Below are 15,813 nucleotides of genomic sequence, written 5' to 3'. Positions count from 1 at the left end.
CGCCTTTCCCGGGCATGAGGGGGCGAGATGGGCAAGTTCCTGGTCCGCAGGGCCGCGCAGGCGATCCTCGTGCTGCTGGTCACCACGTTCGGGTCGCTGGTGGCCGTGACGGAGTGGGGCGACCCGTTCCGGATGATCGGACCGCGGGTGCAGACGCCCGAGGCCAGGGCGATGCTGAACGAGACGTTCGGTCTCGACAAGCCCCTGTTCGTCCGGTACCTCGTCTACATCGGCAACCTGTTCACCGGCGACCTCGGCGTGGACTACGAGCGCAGGCGCCCGGTGGTCGACCTGCTCGCCGAGGCGGCGCCGAACTCGTTCCGCCTCGCGCTCACCGCGCTCGCGATCCAGGTGGTCCTCGGCGTGGTGCTGGGGATCGTCGCCGCGCGCATGCGGCGCACGTTCGTCGACACCGTGATCACGTTCACGTCCATCACGGTCACGGTGATCCCGCTGTTCGTGATCGGCGTGTGGGTCCGCAACGCCTTCTCCGGCAAGTCGATCTTCGGGTGGGACGCCTTCCCGCTGATACCGCGGTCCATCGGCGTGGAGACGACCTGGTTGCAGGAGCTGATCCTGCCCGCGTTCACGCTCGGGGTCGGCGCACTCGCGTTCACGGTGGTGCTGGCCCGCGGCGCGATGATCGAGGTCCTCGACGCCGACTACATCCGCACCGCGCGGGCCAAGGGCCTCTCCGAGCGGAAGGTCGTGTTCAAACACGCCGCCCGCAACGCGCTGATCCCGGTCGCCGAACTGTCGGCGGTGCAACTCGGCGCGCTGATGGGCGGCACGGTCCTCGTCGAGGCGGTGTTCCAGTACAACGGCCTCGGCTACCTGTTCGTGCGGTCCATGACCGAGAACAACCACCCGGTGATGCTGGCCGTCGCCGTGTACTCGGTCGCCTTGTTCGTGATCGTCCTGATGCTCGCCGATATCCTGACCGCCTGGCTGGACCCACGGATACGGATCTTTGACTGATGACCCTCTCCACAGCGCCACGACTCCTGCTCGTGCACGCGCACCCCGACGACGAGAGCCTGTGGACCGGCGGCACCATCGCCCGGTACGCGGCCGCCGGTGTGCAGGTCACGCTGGTCACGTGCACGCTGGGTGAGGAGGGCGAGGTCATCCCGGACAGCCTGAGAGGGCTGGCCACCGACGCCGCCGACCAGCTCGGCGGGTACCGCATCGGCGAGCTGCGGGCCGCGTGCGCCGCACTCGGCGTCTCCGACCACCGCTGGCTCGGCGGGGTGGGCCGCTGGCGCGACTCCGGCATGGCCGGTGTCGGCGCCAACGCCCACCCGAGGGCCTTCGCGGGTGGTGACCTGGCGGAACAGGCCGCCGCGCTGGCCGAGGTGATCGCGGACGTGCGGCCGCAGGTCGTGGTCACCTACGGCCCGGACGGCGGCTACGGCCACCCCGACCACATCCGCGCCCACGAGGTCACGATGGCCGCGTGCGGTGCCGAGGTGGACCGGGTGTTCTTCGCGGTCACGTCGCGGCGCGCCACCGAGGAGGGCGTCGCCGCGCTCGCCGGCCGTGACGGGCTGCCGTTCCGGTTACCGGGGCCCGGCGAGCTGCCGGTCACCGACGACGCGGCGATCACCACCACCATCGACACCGCCGACGTGCTGTCGGTGAAGCTCGCGGCGCTCGCTGCGCACTCGACGCAGGTCAGCGTGTGGCAGGGCCAGGACGGCGCGCAGGCGTACGCGCTGTCCAACGGCATCGCGCAGCCGCTGCCGCCGGCCGAGTTCTACCTCCTCGGCCGCGGCGCGGGGGACGGCGCGGGGACCGACCTGTTCGGCGGGCTCCAGTGACGGTGCGGAACTGGCTGACCCTCGCCGTCCTCGTGGTGGACGCCGCGGTGCTCGCGGTGGTGGAGCTGCTGTTCCTGCCGCTGCGGTTCGACGGCTACGTGCTGCCCAACGCGCTGGGCGGCGTGCCCGTGCCCCTGAGCGCGCTCGTGGCCGCGCTGACGACGCCGTGGCTCGTGTCGGTGGCGGGTAGGCTGTCGCCGAAGCTGCTGGTCGCGGCCGCTCCGCTGCTCGCGTGGATCGTCGTGGTGGCGATCTTCGGCATGTTCGGCCCCGGCGGTGACATGGTGCTGATCTCGGACTGGCGGTCGCTGCTGCTGTTCGCGTGCGGGGCTCTGCCGTCGGCGATCGTGCTGGGCAGAGTGCTCGCCACCACACTCACCGCCCCACAGTGATGCGAGGCGATCGCTGAGAGGGATACTAGCGGCGGCCGGTAACCTCGTGCCTTGCTGGACACGCTGGACATCAAACAGGAGAAGCAGTGACCTACGTGATCGCTGAGCCGTGCGTCGACCTGCTCGACAAGGCATGCATCGAGGAGTGCCCGGTCGACTGCATCTACGAGGGTGACCGGATGCTCTACATCCACCCCGACGAGTGCGTGGACTGCGGCGCGTGTGAGCCGGTGTGCCCGGTGGAGGCCATCTACTACGAGGACGACGTCCCCGACCAGTGGAAGGACTACACCAAGGCCAACGTCGACTTCTTCGACGAGCTCGGCTCGCCGGGCGGCGCGGCCAAGGTGGGCAAGACGCCCAACGACCCGCAGTGGATCAAGGACCTGGCACCCGTCCAGCACGACGAGTGAGCAGGACGCTGCCCTCTGGGCCCGGCCTGCTCGGTGGCTCCGCCACGTTCGCCGGATCGGTCCGCCGTCGTGTCGCGGGGCGGACCCCGGACGCGACGGTGCGTGCTCCTCGCCTCCCCGGCGTGGGCACGCCGGGGTGTGACCGGCGCCGGACTGGTTCGCGATGAGCGGTGCCCTCGAAGCCCGGCTCCCGGACTTTCCGTGGGACACGCTGGCCGAGGCCGGCGCGAAGGCAGGCGCGCATCCGGACGGCCTCGTGGACCTGTCCGTGGGCACGCCGGTCGACCCGGTGCCCCCGGTCATCCAGGAGGCGCTGACCGGCGCCGCGTGGATCCCCGGCTACCCGACCACCCACGGCACCCCCGCCCTGCGCCAGGCCGCAGCCGACGCGCTCGCGCGGCGGTACGGGGTGCTGGTCGATCCGGTCTCGGTGCTGCCCACGATCGGCTCGAAGGAGCTGGTCGCGTGGCTGCCGACGCTGCTCGGCGTCGGCGCGGGCGACCTGGTGGTGCTCCCGTCGCTGGCGTACCCGACGTACGAGGTCGGGGCACGCCTGGCCGGCGCGGACATCCTGCGGACCGACAGCACGGTCGCCGCCGGGCCCGCCAGACCGAAGCTGCTGTGGCTGAACTCCCCGTCCAACCCGACCGGCCGGGTCCTGCCGCCCGAGCACCTGCGCAAGGTCGTCGACTGGGCCCGTGAGCGCGGCACCGTCGTGGTGTCCGACGAGTGCTACCTGGCGCTGGGCTGGGAGTCAGAGCCGGTGTCGGTGCTGCACGAGTCGGTGTCCGGCGGCTCGCACGACGGCCTGCTGGCGGTGCACTCGCTGTCGAAGTCCTCGAACCTCGCCGGGTACCGGGCGGGGTACGTGACCGGCGACCCGGCTCTGGTAGAGCGGTTGCTCGCGGTCCGCAAGCACGCGGGCATGATCGTCCCGCACCCGGTGCAGGCGGCGATGACGGCCGCGCTCACCGACGACGAGCACGTGGCCACGCAGAAGGCCGCCTACGCGGCGCGCAGGGCGGTGCTGCGGCCCGCGCTGGAGTCGGCCGGGTTCACCGTCGACCACTCCGAGGCGGGCCTGTACCTGTGGTCGACCCGCGGCGAGGACGCGTGGACCACCGTGGACTGGCTCGCGGCACGCGGCATCCTGGCCGCGCCCGGCACGTTCTACGGCCCGGCCGGCGACCGGCACGTCCGCGTCGCGCTCACGGCGACCGACGAACGCGTCGAGACCGCCGCGGCGCGCCTACTCGCGTAGCGCCAGCGCCCGCCGGTCCACAGCCAGCCACGCGCTGTACCAGGCCGCGCGCATCTCCAGCTGCTTGACGCGTTCCCGCTCGACGAGCCGGCCCGCCACGAACGCCTCGTCCAGGTCGCCAGGAGTCAGTGCCCGCAGCCGTTCCTCGGCGACACAGGCGTCGTGGAACTCACCCAGCACGTCCTGGAACCTCCTGGTGGCCTTCACGAGCGCCCGCGCCTGCCTGCCGGTCGCCATCTCCGCGACGTACCGCAGCTTCTTCCCGAGGATCCGCAGGTCGTGCAGCTGCTCGTCGGAGGGGTCGGTGCCGATGGCCGCGATCTCGGCGCGCAGCCGGTCGTGCGGCTTCGCGATCTCCGCGACCAGGTCCGCACCGGCCTCGCCACCACCGGACGGCGCGACCGCGGCCAGCTCATCGAGGAGCTTCGCGTACCGCTTCCCCCGCAGGGTCCTGGTCACGCGCCGCAGCGCCTTCTCCCGGTCCTCCACCAGCCCGTGGAGCAGCCGCTCGAACGCCGCCAGCTCGTCCGGCGAGAACCCGGACGTGTCGCCGCGGAACCGCATCAGCAGCACGTCCAGGTCACGCAGCGTGCCGAGCCGCCCGAAGAACCAGCGCAGCCCGGCACGCAGCTCGTCGAACCCGCCGGACGTCTTCAGCACGGCCCGGGCCCGCCGGACGGCGACCCGCAGCTGGTGCACGCCTTCCGGGTCGGTGTCGGCCAGGGCGACCTCGGCGTGGACGCGCAGTTCGGTCAGTTGCTCGTCCAGCCGGGCACGCAGCAGGTCAACGGGCATGCACCCGATGCTAGTTAGTTCGCGTGCAACGCGGCGTTGAGTTCGACGCCGGCCCCGGTCCGCTCCACGACCTCGACAGCACCGGTCGAGGAGTTGCGGCGGAACAGCAGGTTGTCCATTCCGGACAGCTCTCTGGCCTTCACGAGCGTCCCGTCCGGCCGCGTCACCTTCGTCCCGGCCGTGACGTACAGCCCGGCCTCGACGATGCAGTTGTCGCCGAGCGAGATCCCGATGCCCGCGTTCGCGCCGATGAGGCAGCCCGCGCCGAGCGCGATGGTCTCCTTGCCGCCGCCGGACAGCGTGCCCATGATCGACGCGCCACCGCCGACGTCGGACCCGTCACCGACCACGACGCCAGCCGAGATCCGGCCCTCGACCATGGACGCGCCCAGCGTGCCCGCGTTGTAGTTGACGAAGCCCTCGTGCATGACGGTCGTGCCGGTGGCGAGGTGCGCGCCGAGCCGGACCCGGTCCGCGTCGCCGATCCGCACCCCGGCCGGGATCACGTAGTCGACCATCCTGGGGAACTTGTCGACCCCGTACACGGTGACCGGCCCTCGGGCCCGCAGCCGCAGGCGGGTGGCGGAGAAGCCGTCGACGCGGCACGGCCCGTGGTTGGTCCACACGACGTTGGACAGCAGCCCGAAGACGCCGTCGAGGTTGCACCCGTGCGGCTGGACCAGGCGCGCCGACAGCAGGTGCAGGCGCAGGTAGACGTCGTAGGCGTCGGCGGGCGGCGCGGACAGGTCGGTCGTGCCGGTGCGCACCGCGACCACCTCGACGGCCCGGTCGTCGTCCGGGCCGAGCAGCGCCGAAACCCCGGCGCCGAGCTCGTCCGCCGCCTGCTGCTCGGAGAGGCGCTGGGTGCCGGGCACGGCGTTGTCGTCCAGCTTGGGGTTCGGGAACCAGGTGTCGAGCACGGTGCCGTCGTCGGTGACCGTCGCGAGGCCGACGCCGATCGCTCCGGTGGTGTCTGCACTAGTCACGGCCGCAACGGTAGCCGCAGGCGTGCGCGGTAGCGTCTCGGGCGTGCCCGTTGAACTCGATCTTGCCGGTGACCCTGTCGAGCTGACCGCCGCACTGGTGGACATCCCCAGCGTGTCCGAGGACGAGGCGCTGATCGCGGAGTCCGTCGAGACCGCGCTGCGCACCCAGGCGAAGCACCTCGAGGTGATCCGATCCGGCAACTCGGTGCTGGCCCGAACCACGCTCGGCCGCCCGTCGCGGGTGGTCCTGGCCGGCCACCTGGACACCGTGCCGGTCAACGACAACCTGCCGCTGACGCGGACCGACGGGTTCCTGCACGGCCTCGGCACAGTGGACATGAAGAGCGGTGACGCGGTCCTGCTGCACGCCGCCGCGACGCTGCCGGACCCGCGCCACGACGTCACGTTCGTGTTCTACGACTGCGAGGAGATCGAGGCCGACCGCAACGGTCTCGGCCGCATCGAGCGCGACCTGCCGGAGTGGCTGTCCGGCGACCTGGCGATCGTGGGCGAGCCGTCGAACGCCGTGGTGGAGGCGGGCTGCCAGGGCACGATGCGGATCGAGGTCCGCACGACCGGCAGGCGGGCGCACACCGCGCGCGGGTGGATGGGCGACAACGCGATCCACGCGCTGTCCGGCGCCCTGGCGACACTGACCGCCTACGAGGCCCGCACGGTCGACATCGACGGTTGCGTCTACCGGGAGGGCCTGCAGGCGGTGCGCGTCGGCGGCGGCGTGAGCGGCAACGTGGTCCCGGACGCGGCGGTGCTGACCGTCAACCACCGGTTCGCGCCGGACCGCGGCCCGGCGCAGGCGGAGGCCCACCTGCGCGAGGTGTTCGCGGGCTACGACGTGCACGTGACCGACGTGGCGCCCGGTGCGCTGCCCGGTCTGTCGGCGCCCGCCGCGGCGGAGCTGGTGGCCGCCGCCGGTGGTGAGCCGGTCGCGAAGCTGGGCTGGACGGACGTGGCCCGCTTCGCCGCGCTGGGCATGCCCGCGGTGAACTTCGGCCCCGGCGACCCGACGCTGGCCCACACGCAGCAGGAGTTCGTGCCGGTCGCGGACATCACCCGCTGCACGGAGGTGCTGGTCAGCTTCCTGTCCTGACCTCGGATTTCTTCGATCGTGCGGTCCCCGCGTTTTCGCGCTGCCTTTCGTTGACGGTGTTATGCAACGCCGTTATCTTTAGAAGTGTCAGGCAGCGAGCACCTCCGGAAGAAAATGGGTACCGAGATGAGCGACTTCCAGAACCAGCCCGAAGCCTCCGAAAACGACGCTGCTGACGCCGTCGCCAGCACCCCGTTCCAGATGCACTCCGGCGCCGAGATCCTCGCCGAGTGGAGCGAGACCGCCACCCCGACCCGCCGCAACGCCGTCTACGCCGCGCTCTTCTCGATGGTCGACCGGACCCTGTTCCGCACGCACCAGCTCGTCGACGACTACTGGCGGCCTGCCGAGCTCTTCGTCTCCATCAAGGACGACCTCGTGCTCAAGGTCCGCATCAACAGCTTCGACTCGTTCGACGTCATCTACGTCGGCGAGTGGGAGCAGGCGCCCGGTTTCGAATTCGTTCGCCCCCGGCCGTGACCGTGGGCCACCATGTGCCGCATGCGTGCCACCGCTCGTTCCGCGGCCGACGTGGAGAAGGCCATCGCCGCCGGTGAACAGGTCCGTTTCCTGTTCTTCTGGGGCCACCAGGGTCCCGCCTCCGGCAAGGGCTGTCTCAGCCAGTGGTTCCCCTCGCCGTTCACCGAGGACGAGCACACCTTCGCGACCGCGGAGCACTACATGATGTGGCGCAAGGCGGTCATGTTCGACGACCAGCGCACCGCGGCGCGGATCCTCACCGCCGGCCACCCGAAGCAGGCCAAGGACCTCGGCCGCCAGGTCAGGAACTTCGACCAGGCCACCTGGGAAGCCCAGCGCTCCGACATCGTCGTCGACGGCAACACCCTCAAGTTCTCCCAGCACCACGAGATGCGCGCGTTCCTGCTCGGCACCGGAGAACGCGTGCTCGTCGAGGCCAGCCCGCTCGACCGCGTCTGGGGCATCGGCCTGAAGGCGGACGACCCACGCGCCGGGGATCCCGCGAAGTGGCGCGGTCTTAACCTGCTCGGCTTCGCACTGGGTGAAGTGCGCAACGTTCTCGTCGGGGACAACGCATAGAATCGCGCGGATGAGCATCGAGCACGAGGACGAGGACAACGAGCACCCGGCGGAGAAGCAGCGCGGACCGGTGGTGCTGCGCAGGTCACGGCGCGACGAGGCGTCGACGACCGACCAGCGGCTGCTCGACTCCCGGGGCAAGGGCGACTGGGTGCACACCGACCCGTGGCGGGTCCTGCGCATCCAGGCCGAGTTCGTGGAGGGGTTCGGCGCGCTGGCGGAGGTACCGCGCGCGGTGACCGTGTTCGGGTCCGCCCGCACCCAGCGGGACCACGCGGAGTACAAGCTCGGTATGGACATCGGCTCCGCGCTCGCCAAGGCCGGTTACGCCGCGATCACCGGCGGTGGGCCCGGTGCGATGGAAGCGGTCAACCGCGGCTGCTCGGAGGCGGGCGGGCTGTCGATCGGCCTCGGCATCGAACTGCCCTTCGAGCAGGGCCTCAACCCGTGGGTGGACCTCGGCGTCAACTTCCGGTACTTCTTCGCCCGCAAGACGATGTTCATCAAGTACTCGCAGGCGTTCATCTGCCTGCCCGGCGGGTTCGGCACGCTCGACGAGCTCTTCGAGGCGCTGACCCTGGTGCAGACCAAGAAGGTCACCAAGTTCCCGGTCGTCCTCTTCGGACAGTCCTACTGGGAGGGGCTGTACAACTGGCTGCGCGACAGCCTCCTGACCGAGGGCAAGATCGGCGAGAAGGACCTCGCGCTGCTGCACCTCACCGACGACGTCGACGACGCCGTGCGGGTGGTCGAGGAGGCCTACCAGGCCTGGGAAGAGACGCACTGAGGGTGTTTCCCCGAGGTCACCAATTGTGACCTCGGTGTATCGCGTCCGGTTTTCCCCCGCGCCCCGTGGCACCCTTGCGACGTGAGCACTCTTCGCTTCGGTGGCCGGGAAGTCAGCCAGGACCGCGCACTGGTGATGGCGATCGTCAACCGCACCAGGGACTCCTTCTACGACCGGGGCGCCACCTTCGGTGACCGCGAGGCACTCGCCGCGGTGGACCGGGTGGTCGCCGAGGGCGCCGACATCGTCGACGTCGGCGGCGTCCGGGCGGGCGCGCACGGCGAGCACGTCGACGCCGACGAGGAGATCCGCCGGGTCGTGCCGTTCGTCGAGCAGGTCCGCGAGCGCCACCCGCGGCTCGTGATCAGCGTCGACACCTGGCGGCACGAGGTCGGCCGCGCCGCGTGCGCCGCCGGCGCGGACATCGTCAACGACACGTGGGCCGGCGCCGACCCCCGGCTCGCCGAGGTGGCGGCCGAGTTCGGCGCCGGCATCGTGTGCTCCCACACCGGCGGCGCCACCCCGCGCACCGACCCGCACCGCGTCCGGTACCTGGACGTGGTGGCGGAGGTGACCGCGGAACTCGTCGCCCGCGCGGAGCGGATGGTCGCCATCGGCGTACCACGGGAAGGGGTGCTGATCGACCCGACGCACGACTTCGGCAAGAACACCTGGCACGGCCTCGAGCTGCTGCGGCGGCTCGACGAGCTGGTGGGCACCGGCTGGCCGGTGCTGATGGCGTTGTCCAACAAGGACTTCATCGGAGAGACGCTCGGGGCGGACGTGACCGACCGGGTGGACGGCACGCTCGCGGCGACCTCCGTCGCGGCAATGGCCGGCGCACGCGTGTTCCGCGCGCACGAGGTGGCCAGGACCAGGAAGGTAATCGAGATGGTGGCGAGTATCCGGGGCACCCGCCCGCCCGCCCGATGCCTGCGGGCACTGGCGTGATGCACACCGACGCGCGCACGTGGTTCGCGGAGCGGACCTGGCAGAGTCCATCATGGACGGTCGAGGAACTGGTGGCGGCCAAGGGTTCCCGCACCGTCAGCGTCGTGTTGCCGGCACTGGACGAGGAGGCGACGGTCGCCGACGTGATCGCGTCGGTCCGGCCGCTGCTCGGCTCCCTGGTCGACGAGCTGGTCGTGGTCGACTCCGGGTCGACGGACCGCACGGTCGAGGTGTCGCTCGCGGCGGGCGCGCGCGTGGTGCGCCGCTCCGATGTCCTGCCGGAGCTGGAACCCGTGCCCGGCAAGGGCGAGGTCCTGTGGCGTTCCCTGGCCGCGACCACCGGTGACCTGCTGGTGTTCCTCGACTCCGACCTCGTGGACCCGGACCCGGAGTTCGTGCCGAGGCTGCTCGGCCCGATGCTGCTGGAGCCGGACATCCACCTGGTCAAGGGCTTCTACCGGCGGCCGCTGACCTCGGAAGGTGCCTCGGGCTCCGGCGGCGGCCGGGTGACCGAGCTGATGGCGCGGCCGCTGCTGTCGACGCTGCGGCCCGAGCTGACCGGCGTGATCCAGCCGCTCGGCGGCGAGTACGCGGGGACGCGGCAGCTGCTGGAGTCGGTGCCGTTCGCGTCCGGCTACGGCGTGGAGATCGGCCTGCTGCTCGACGCGCACGGCATCGTCGGGCTGAACGGGATCGCGCAGGTCAACCTGGGTGTGCGCAGGCACCGCAACCAGCCGCTGCGCGCGCTGGGCCTGATGGCGCGGCAGATCCTGGGCACGGCACTGGCGCGCTGCGGCATGCTCCCGTCGCACGCGGGTGAGCTGACGCAGTTCGTGCAGGTGGCCGACGAGTGGCTGCCGGACACGTCCGGTGTGGTGGTCGCGGACCGGCCGCCCATGCGTTCGCTGCTCGTGCGCTGATTGTCGGGACGAGGACAATTTGCAGCGAGCCGGCTACCCGACGCACCTGTCGCGTTGCCGTCGCCGGCAATGCTGGGAATTGTCCTCGGCACGTATGACACCATCCCTCGCGTGACAACGGCACTGATCTACCTGGTCGTCATGATGCTCGTGGCGGCCGTGGTGTTCCTGCTGGCCTCGGTCGTCTTCGGGCGGGGAGAGGAGCTGCCCGCGCTGCCGCCGGGCGCCTCACCCACCCGGCTGCCCTCGTCGGGGGTGACGGCCGAGGACGTGCGGAACGTACGGTTCCAGCTCGTGCTCCGCGGCTACAAGATGACCGAGGTCGACTGGGTCCTGCGCCGCCTGTCCGGTGAGCTGGAGGACTTGCGCGCCGAGAACGCCGAGCTGCGCGAACGCGCGGCCCGCGGCGACGTGGACGCACCGTGACCGCCGCACTGCCCGGTGCGGACGGCGTGGCCCGCTGCCCGTGGGGCAACTCGACGGAGGACTACGCGGCCTACCACGACGAGGAGTGGGGCGTCGAGCTGCACGGCGAGACCGCGCTGTACGAGCGGCTGTCGCTTGAGGCGTTCCAGTCGGGGCTGTCGTGGCTGACGATCCTGCGCAAGCGGGAGGGCTTCCGCCGCGCGTTCGCGGGCTTCGAACCGAAGAAGGTCGCCGAGTACGGCCCGGCCGACGTCGAGCGCCTGATGAACGACGTCTCGATAGTCCGCAACCGGGCCAAGATCGACGCGACGATCCGCAACGCGCGGGCCATCGCCGAACTGGACGTGCCGCTGGACGAGCTGCTGTGGTCCTTCGCCCCGCCCCGCAGGCGCCGCCGCCCCAAGCTGACCTCGGAGATCCCGGCGATCACCGACGAGTCGAAGGCCATGGCGAAGGCGCTGAAGAAGCGCGGCTTCGCGTTCGTGGGCCCGACGACGGCGTACGCGCTGATGCAGGCCACGGGCATGGTGGACGACCACCTGGCGAGCTGCTGGCGAGCGTCAACGCGGTAGCGGCGCCGCTTCCTGGGCTGCGGTGGCGAGCTGCCGGAACTCGGCTTCCCGCGCACTGCCGGTGACGAGCATGACCACACCGTCGAGATCGGCGACCCAGGCGTCCTCGTCCCGACGCCCCGGGTAGGTGGTCCAGGTCACGCCACCAACGTCGACGGTCCCGGTGGCCGCGGGCGGTTCTGCCTGCCCGGTCTCCTTGGCGACAACCTCACCCGCGTCCCCACCGGACTGGCTGAGCTGCAGAAACGCCCCCGCGGTGGTCACGTACCCGACCCGCACGACGACGCTGGCGGTGGCCCCGGCCCCGACGGCGGTGGTGGACGTCGAGTTGGGCCGCCACCCGTCGGGCACGTCCGGCTCCCGCACCGCGAACGCCGCCGACCGCGCCGCCCGCTCCAGTTCCCCGGAGGCGTCCGCGCTGGGAGCGGTGTCCGGGTCGACGGTCGGCCCACCGGGACTGAACTCACAGCCCCCGTAGAACGCGAGCACGGCCCCGATGATCAGGAGCAGCACGACGACGGCGCCGATCATGTCGCGCATCCGCAGGCTGGCCCGATCCGGCTTCTGGGGTAGGTCACTCACCGGAACCGCCTCCACTGCTCTCCTGGCACGGCCCCATCGTCGCAAACCCCGCGAGACAACCCTCACGCGCGCTCACCGACCACGGCATCCCGAAGTCTGGGAGGATCGAGGGGTCCGTGACGTGCGCGACTGCGTCTACTGATCGCTCCGCAAGCTCCGCGATTCCGGGAGGACGGCATGACTACCACGACCGAGCCCAGAAGCCAGGAACGCAGGCCGGAGGAGCCGGACCGCAACCTCGCACTGGAGCTGGTCCGGGTCACGGAGGCCGCCGCGATGGCCGCGGGCCGCTGGGTCGGCCGCGGTGACAAGAACGGTGGCGACGGCGCGGCGGTGGACGCCATGCGCAAGCTCGTCGGCACCGTCTCGATGCGCGGCGTCGTGGTCATCGGCGAGGGCGAGAAGGACGAGGCGCCGATGCTCTACAACGGCGAGCACGTCGGCAACGGCGAAGGCCCCGAGTGCGACGTCGCGGTCGACCCGATCGACGGCACCACGCTCATGGCGAAGGGCATGCCGAACGCGATCGCGGTCCTCGCGGCCACCGAGCGCGGCGCCATGTTCGACCCGTCGGCCGTGTTCTACATGGAGAAGCTCGCGGTCGGCCCGGAGGCCGCCGAGGTCATCGACATCACCGCCCCGGTGGCGGAGAACATCCGCCGCGTCGCGAAGGCCAAGCACACCGACGTGTCCGACGTGACCGTGTGCATCCTCGACCGCGCCCGGCACGCCGACCTGGTCAGGGCGGTCCGCGAGGCGGGCGCCCGGATCCACTTCATCTCCGACGGCGACGTCGCGGGCGCCATCTCCGCCGCCCGTCCCAACACCGGTGTCGACATGCTGATCGGCATCGGCGGCACCCCGGAGGGCATCATCACGGCGTGCGCGCTCAAGTGCATGGGCGGCGAGATCCAGGGCCGCCTGTGGCCCAAGGACGACGCGGAGCGCGAGAAGGCGATCGGCGCGGGTCACGACCTCGACCGCGTGCTGCGGACCGAGGATCTGGTAAGTGGTGACAACGCGTTCTTCTGCGCGACCGGCATCACCGACGGCGACCTGCTGCGCGGGGTGCACTACCGCAGCGGCGGCTGCACCACCCAGTCGATCGTGATGCGCTCGAAGTCCGGCACCGTACGGATGATCGATGGCTTCCACCGCCTGGAAAAGCTCCGCAAGTACTCCACAGTGGACTTCGACCGGTTGTCGGAGACCACGACGGAGCATCCCATTCCGCCATTGCCCTAGAACGTCTATAAAGGACCGACCCGACGATGGTAGGGAATTCGGGCCGGTCCTACTTTCGACGGTGCCTGACGTCCGCGTAGGCCAACTACCTTCCGCTGAGTGCCCAGATCGGGCACGGGGCAGTGGAAGGAGAGAGAATGCGGGCACGTTCTCTGGTCGTGGGCCTTCTCACCGGCGCGGCGACGGTACTGGCGGGGATGGGGACGGCGGCAGCCGACGAACCCGGCGTGACGCCGATGATCGTTGGCGGCGGCGACGCCGACCAGACCTACTCGTTCATGGTTTCCCTGCAGGACGGCGGAAGTCACTTCTGCGGCGGTTCGCTGATCAGCGCCGACTGGGTGCTGACCGCGGCGCACTGCGTCGAGGGCACGTCGGCGGAAAGCGTCGGTCTGCGCATCGGCAGCAACGAGTACGCATCGGGTGGCGAGGAGGCGCAGGCCGCCGAGATCATCGTCCACGAGGGCTACGACGGCGTCTCCGCGGGCAACGACATCGCACTGGTCAGGCTGGCCGCACCGGCCACCTCCGCGCCGGTCTCGCTGGCGGGCGACGCACCGGCCGGCACCGCGTCGCGCCTGCTCGGATGGGGCCAGACCTGCCCGGAGCCGGGCGGCTGCGGCGCCCCGGACTTCCTGCAGCAGCTGGACGTGTCCGTGCTCGACGCGGGTGACTGCACCGGCATCGACGGTGCGCTGGAGCTGTGCACCAGCAACCCGGGCGGCAACGCGGGCGCCTGCTACGGCGACTCCGGCGGCCCGCAGATCGTGGGTGACGGCAGCAGCTGGCAGCTGATCGGCGTGACCAGCCGCAGCGGCAACAACGACCCCACGTGCGCGACGGGCCCGTCGATCTACACGGACGCGACCGCCTACGCCGACTGGATCGCCCAGCACACCGGCTGACCATTTGTCCCGAAATGCCGCGTTCGCCCAGGCGAACGCGGCATTTTCGTGTGTCACGGTTGGATCACCACGACAACGTGCCCGTGTCCTGTGACGTCTTCACCACATGCGCACGAGAGTGTTGGCAGGCCTCGCGATCGCGAGCTTAGGGCTGGTGTCGGCGTGTGCGAGCACCCCGACCGCCGCACCCGCACCGACCACCCCACCGGTGACGACGACGCCGACTACGTTGTCGACGGTGCCGTCCGTCCCGATGCCACCACTGCCGAAGGTGGCGGCGGCGAACGAGACGATCGTGAAGGAAGCACCTCCGCCGCCCGCCGGCGTCCCGTGTGACGCGGGCGTCGACGCGTGCATCGACCTGTCGGCCAACAAGTCGTGGCTGCTCGCCGACGGTGTCGTGACCTTCGGCCCGGCCCAGATCACCCACGGCCGCCCCGGCTGGGAAACCCCGCCGGGCACGTTCCACGTGGGCTGGAAGGACATCGACCACAAGTCGAGCCTATTCGACGACGCACCGATGCCGTTCTCGGTGTTCTTCAACGGCGGGATCGCCTTCCACCAGGGCAGCCTGAGCGATCCGTCGCACGGCTGCATCCACCTGTCGTGGGCGGCCGCCGAGGCGTACTACAACGGGCTGGCCGTGGGCGACACCGTGCAGGTGGTGCCGTAGCCGTGCAACCATTTTCCGTGGCGGGTCGTGGGTAAGAGGTGGTTCCCACACACGCCGCGGAAGGTGGACATGAGACGAGGACTGGCCGGCCTGGCGCTACTGGCGGTCGCGCTGCTGTCGGGCTGCGCGACCCAGGCAGCGGCAGGCCCAGTGCCGACCGACCCCAAGCCCACCACGACGACGACCACGACCGCGCCCGTCACCACGACGACCACGGTCACCCCGCCGCCCCCGCCGCCGTGCGCCCCGAACGTGAGCGCCTGCGTGAGCCTGTCGACGAGACAGGCGTGGTTGCTGGCAAACGGCGCCGTGACGCTGGGCCCGGTGCGCATCACCCACGGCGGCACGACGAACCCGACCCCGACCGGCACCTGGCCGGTGGCGTGGAAGGACCAGGAACACACGAGCAGCATCTACGGCGACCCGATGCCGTACTCGGTGTTCTTCGCCCCGGACGGCATCGCCTTCCACGAGGGCCGGTTGGACGAGGACTCCCACGGCTGCATCCGCCTCGAGATGGCCAACGCCCAGGCGTTCTTCACCGCCCTGCCGGTGGGCGCAGTGGTTCAGGTGGTGCCGTAGCCCGGCGGCGACGCCACAGCACGACCGCTCCCGTGTAGGACGCGACCACCACGACGGCCGCGAGCACCCGCGACGCCACCAGGTACTCGTCCGGGTACAGCACCCCGTCCAGGTACTCCGCGATGAACCCGTCCGGGTCGCCGTCGCGCCCGCGCAGCCAGTTCTCCAGCTCCGTCAACGGGCAGACGAACCCGAGGAACGCGATGCCCATGCCCCACAACAGAAACGGCACGTGCACGACCAACGCGCGCGGCCACCGCCACGCGAGGAACGCACCCAGGACGATGTAGGCCAGCACCAGGAAGTGCACGGCCATCACCGCCGTGGCGAGCACTG

General features: G+C 70.9%; 21 protein-coding genes. 17 read left to right on the top strand and 4 right to left on the bottom strand.

The genetic code is table 11. From position 1 onward, the window contains the following. Positions 1 to 27: 27 nt before the first annotated feature. The 5 genes from FHR82_RS40300 (at position 28) to dapC (ending at position 3,886) form a co-directional block, all read left to right on the top strand. Positions 28 to 978, top strand: coding sequence for an ABC transporter permease (locus FHR82_RS40300; protein WP_184815920.1), 951 nt, complete (start codon positions 28 to 30; stop codon positions 976 to 978). After that, positions 978 to 1,820, top strand: a complete 843-nt coding sequence (mshB, locus tag FHR82_RS40295; RefSeq protein WP_184815918.1) for an N-acetyl-1-D-myo-inositol-2-amino-2-deoxy-alpha-D-glucopyranoside deacetylase — start codon at positions 978 to 980, stop codon at positions 1,818 to 1,820. The genes FHR82_RS40300 and mshB overlap by 1 nt, the downstream gene beginning before the upstream one ends. After that, positions 1,817 to 2,212, top strand: coding sequence for a hypothetical protein (locus tag FHR82_RS40290; RefSeq protein WP_184815916.1), 396 nt, complete (start codon positions 1,817 to 1,819; stop codon positions 2,210 to 2,212). The genes mshB and FHR82_RS40290 overlap by 4 nt, the downstream gene beginning before the upstream one ends. Positions 2,213 to 2,298: 86 nt before the next feature. After that, complete coding sequence (fdxA, locus tag FHR82_RS40285; protein WP_184815915.1) at positions 2,299 to 2,625, top strand: ferredoxin; 327 nt, start codon at positions 2,299 to 2,301, stop codon at positions 2,623 to 2,625. 163 nt (positions 2,626 to 2,788) lie between these two features. Beyond that, positions 2,789 to 3,886, top strand: coding sequence for a succinyldiaminopimelate transaminase (gene dapC, locus FHR82_RS40280; protein ID WP_184815913.1), 1,098 nt, complete (start codon positions 2,789 to 2,791; stop codon positions 3,884 to 3,886). Here the strand turns inward: dapC and FHR82_RS40275 are convergent. Further along, positions 3,875 to 4,681 (bottom strand): CHAD domain-containing protein, encoded by an 807-nt coding sequence (locus FHR82_RS40275; protein ID WP_184815912.1) that lies wholly within the window; start codon positions 4,679 to 4,681, stop codon positions 3,875 to 3,877. The two genes, dapC and FHR82_RS40275, sit on opposite strands and share 12 nt — an antisense overlap. 14 nt (positions 4,682 to 4,695) lie before the next feature. Further along, positions 4,696 to 5,667, bottom strand: coding sequence for a 2,3,4,5-tetrahydropyridine-2,6-dicarboxylate N-succinyltransferase (dapD, locus tag FHR82_RS40270; protein WP_221464959.1), 972 nt, complete (start codon positions 5,665 to 5,667; stop codon positions 4,696 to 4,698). 43 nt (positions 5,668 to 5,710) lie between these two features. On the opposite strand from dapD, the gene dapE reads away from it, so the two are divergent. The 8 genes from dapE (at position 5,711) to FHR82_RS40230 (ending at position 11,490) form a co-directional block, all read left to right on the top strand. Further along, positions 5,711 to 6,775, top strand: coding sequence for a succinyl-diaminopimelate desuccinylase (gene dapE, locus FHR82_RS40265; RefSeq protein ID WP_184815910.1), 1,065 nt, complete (start codon positions 5,711 to 5,713; stop codon positions 6,773 to 6,775). A 126-nt stretch (positions 6,776 to 6,901) separates the two neighbouring features. After that, the gene (locus FHR82_RS40260) at positions 6,902 to 7,255 is read left to right on the top strand and encodes a DUF6235 family protein (RefSeq protein WP_184815909.1); all 354 of its coding nucleotides are present in this window, start codon (positions 6,902 to 6,904) and stop codon (positions 7,253 to 7,255) included. A gap of 21 nt (positions 7,256 to 7,276) precedes the next feature. Continuing rightward, complete coding sequence (gene ybiA, locus FHR82_RS40255) at positions 7,277 to 7,834, top strand: riboflavin biosynthesis intermediates N-glycosidase (RefSeq protein WP_184815907.1); 558 nt, start codon at positions 7,277 to 7,279, stop codon at positions 7,832 to 7,834. A 10-nt stretch (positions 7,835 to 7,844) separates the two neighbouring features. Then, complete coding sequence (locus FHR82_RS40250) at positions 7,845 to 8,621, top strand: LOG family protein (RefSeq protein ID WP_184815906.1); 777 nt, start codon at positions 7,845 to 7,847, stop codon at positions 8,619 to 8,621. An 81-nt stretch (positions 8,622 to 8,702) separates the two neighbouring features. Next, positions 8,703 to 9,572: a dihydropteroate synthase gene (folP, locus tag FHR82_RS40245; RefSeq protein ID WP_311771505.1), complete on the top strand. Its 870-nt coding sequence runs from the start codon at positions 8,703 to 8,705 to the stop codon at positions 9,570 to 9,572. Then, entirely contained in the window at positions 9,572 to 10,492 is a 921-nt protein-coding gene (locus tag FHR82_RS40240; RefSeq protein ID WP_184815905.1) for a glucosyl-3-phosphoglycerate synthase, read from the top strand. The genes folP and FHR82_RS40240 overlap by 1 nt, the downstream gene beginning before the upstream one ends. A gap of 111 nt (positions 10,493 to 10,603) precedes the next feature. Then, positions 10,604 to 10,918, top strand: a complete 315-nt coding sequence (locus FHR82_RS40235; RefSeq protein ID WP_184815904.1) for a DivIVA domain-containing protein — start codon at positions 10,604 to 10,606, stop codon at positions 10,916 to 10,918. Continuing rightward, entirely contained in the window at positions 10,915 to 11,490 is a 576-nt protein-coding gene (locus tag FHR82_RS40230; RefSeq protein ID WP_184815903.1) for a DNA-3-methyladenine glycosylase I, read from the top strand. The genes FHR82_RS40235 and FHR82_RS40230 overlap by 4 nt, the downstream gene beginning before the upstream one ends. On the opposite strand, the gene FHR82_RS40225 is transcribed toward FHR82_RS40230, so the two are convergent. Then, positions 11,479 to 12,072, bottom strand: a complete 594-nt coding sequence (locus tag FHR82_RS40225; RefSeq protein ID WP_184815902.1) for a DUF4245 domain-containing protein — start codon at positions 12,070 to 12,072, stop codon at positions 11,479 to 11,481. The two genes, FHR82_RS40230 and FHR82_RS40225, sit on opposite strands and share 12 nt — an antisense overlap. 177 nt (positions 12,073 to 12,249) lie before the next feature. Here FHR82_RS40225 and glpX point away from each other — a divergent pair, with 177 nt between their 5' ends. The 4 genes from glpX (at position 12,250) to FHR82_RS40205 (ending at position 15,477) form a co-directional block, all read left to right on the top strand. After that, positions 12,250 to 13,317, top strand: coding sequence for a class II fructose-bisphosphatase (gene glpX / locus FHR82_RS40220; protein WP_184815901.1), 1,068 nt, complete (start codon positions 12,250 to 12,252; stop codon positions 13,315 to 13,317). Positions 13,318 to 13,454: 137 nt separating this feature from the next. Next, entirely contained in the window at positions 13,455 to 14,222 is a 768-nt protein-coding gene (locus FHR82_RS40215) for a S1 family peptidase (RefSeq protein WP_184815900.1), read from the top strand. Between the two features lie 106 nt (positions 14,223 to 14,328). Continuing rightward, positions 14,329 to 14,895 (top strand): L,D-transpeptidase, encoded by a 567-nt coding sequence (locus tag FHR82_RS40210; protein WP_184815899.1) that lies wholly within the window; start codon positions 14,329 to 14,331, stop codon positions 14,893 to 14,895. Positions 14,896 to 14,964: 69 nt separating this feature from the next. Continuing rightward, positions 14,965 to 15,477, top strand: a complete 513-nt coding sequence (locus tag FHR82_RS40205; protein WP_184815898.1) for a L,D-transpeptidase — start codon at positions 14,965 to 14,967, stop codon at positions 15,475 to 15,477. On the opposite strand, the gene FHR82_RS40200 is transcribed toward FHR82_RS40205, so the two are convergent. Then, the gene (locus FHR82_RS40200) at positions 15,434 to 15,811 is read right to left on the bottom strand and encodes a DUF2784 domain-containing protein (protein WP_311771504.1); all 378 of its coding nucleotides are present in this window, start codon (positions 15,809 to 15,811) and stop codon (positions 15,434 to 15,436) included. The genes FHR82_RS40205 and FHR82_RS40200 overlap by 44 nt on opposite strands. Between the last annotated feature and the right edge of the window lie 2 nt (positions 15,812 to 15,813).

It is taken from the genome of Actinophytocola algeriensis, assembly GCF_014203735.1.
GTDB classification, from domain to species: Bacteria; Actinomycetota; Actinomycetes; order Mycobacteriales; family Pseudonocardiaceae; genus Actinophytocola; species Actinophytocola algeriensis.
This window is presented reverse-complemented; position numbering and strand designations above follow the sequence as displayed.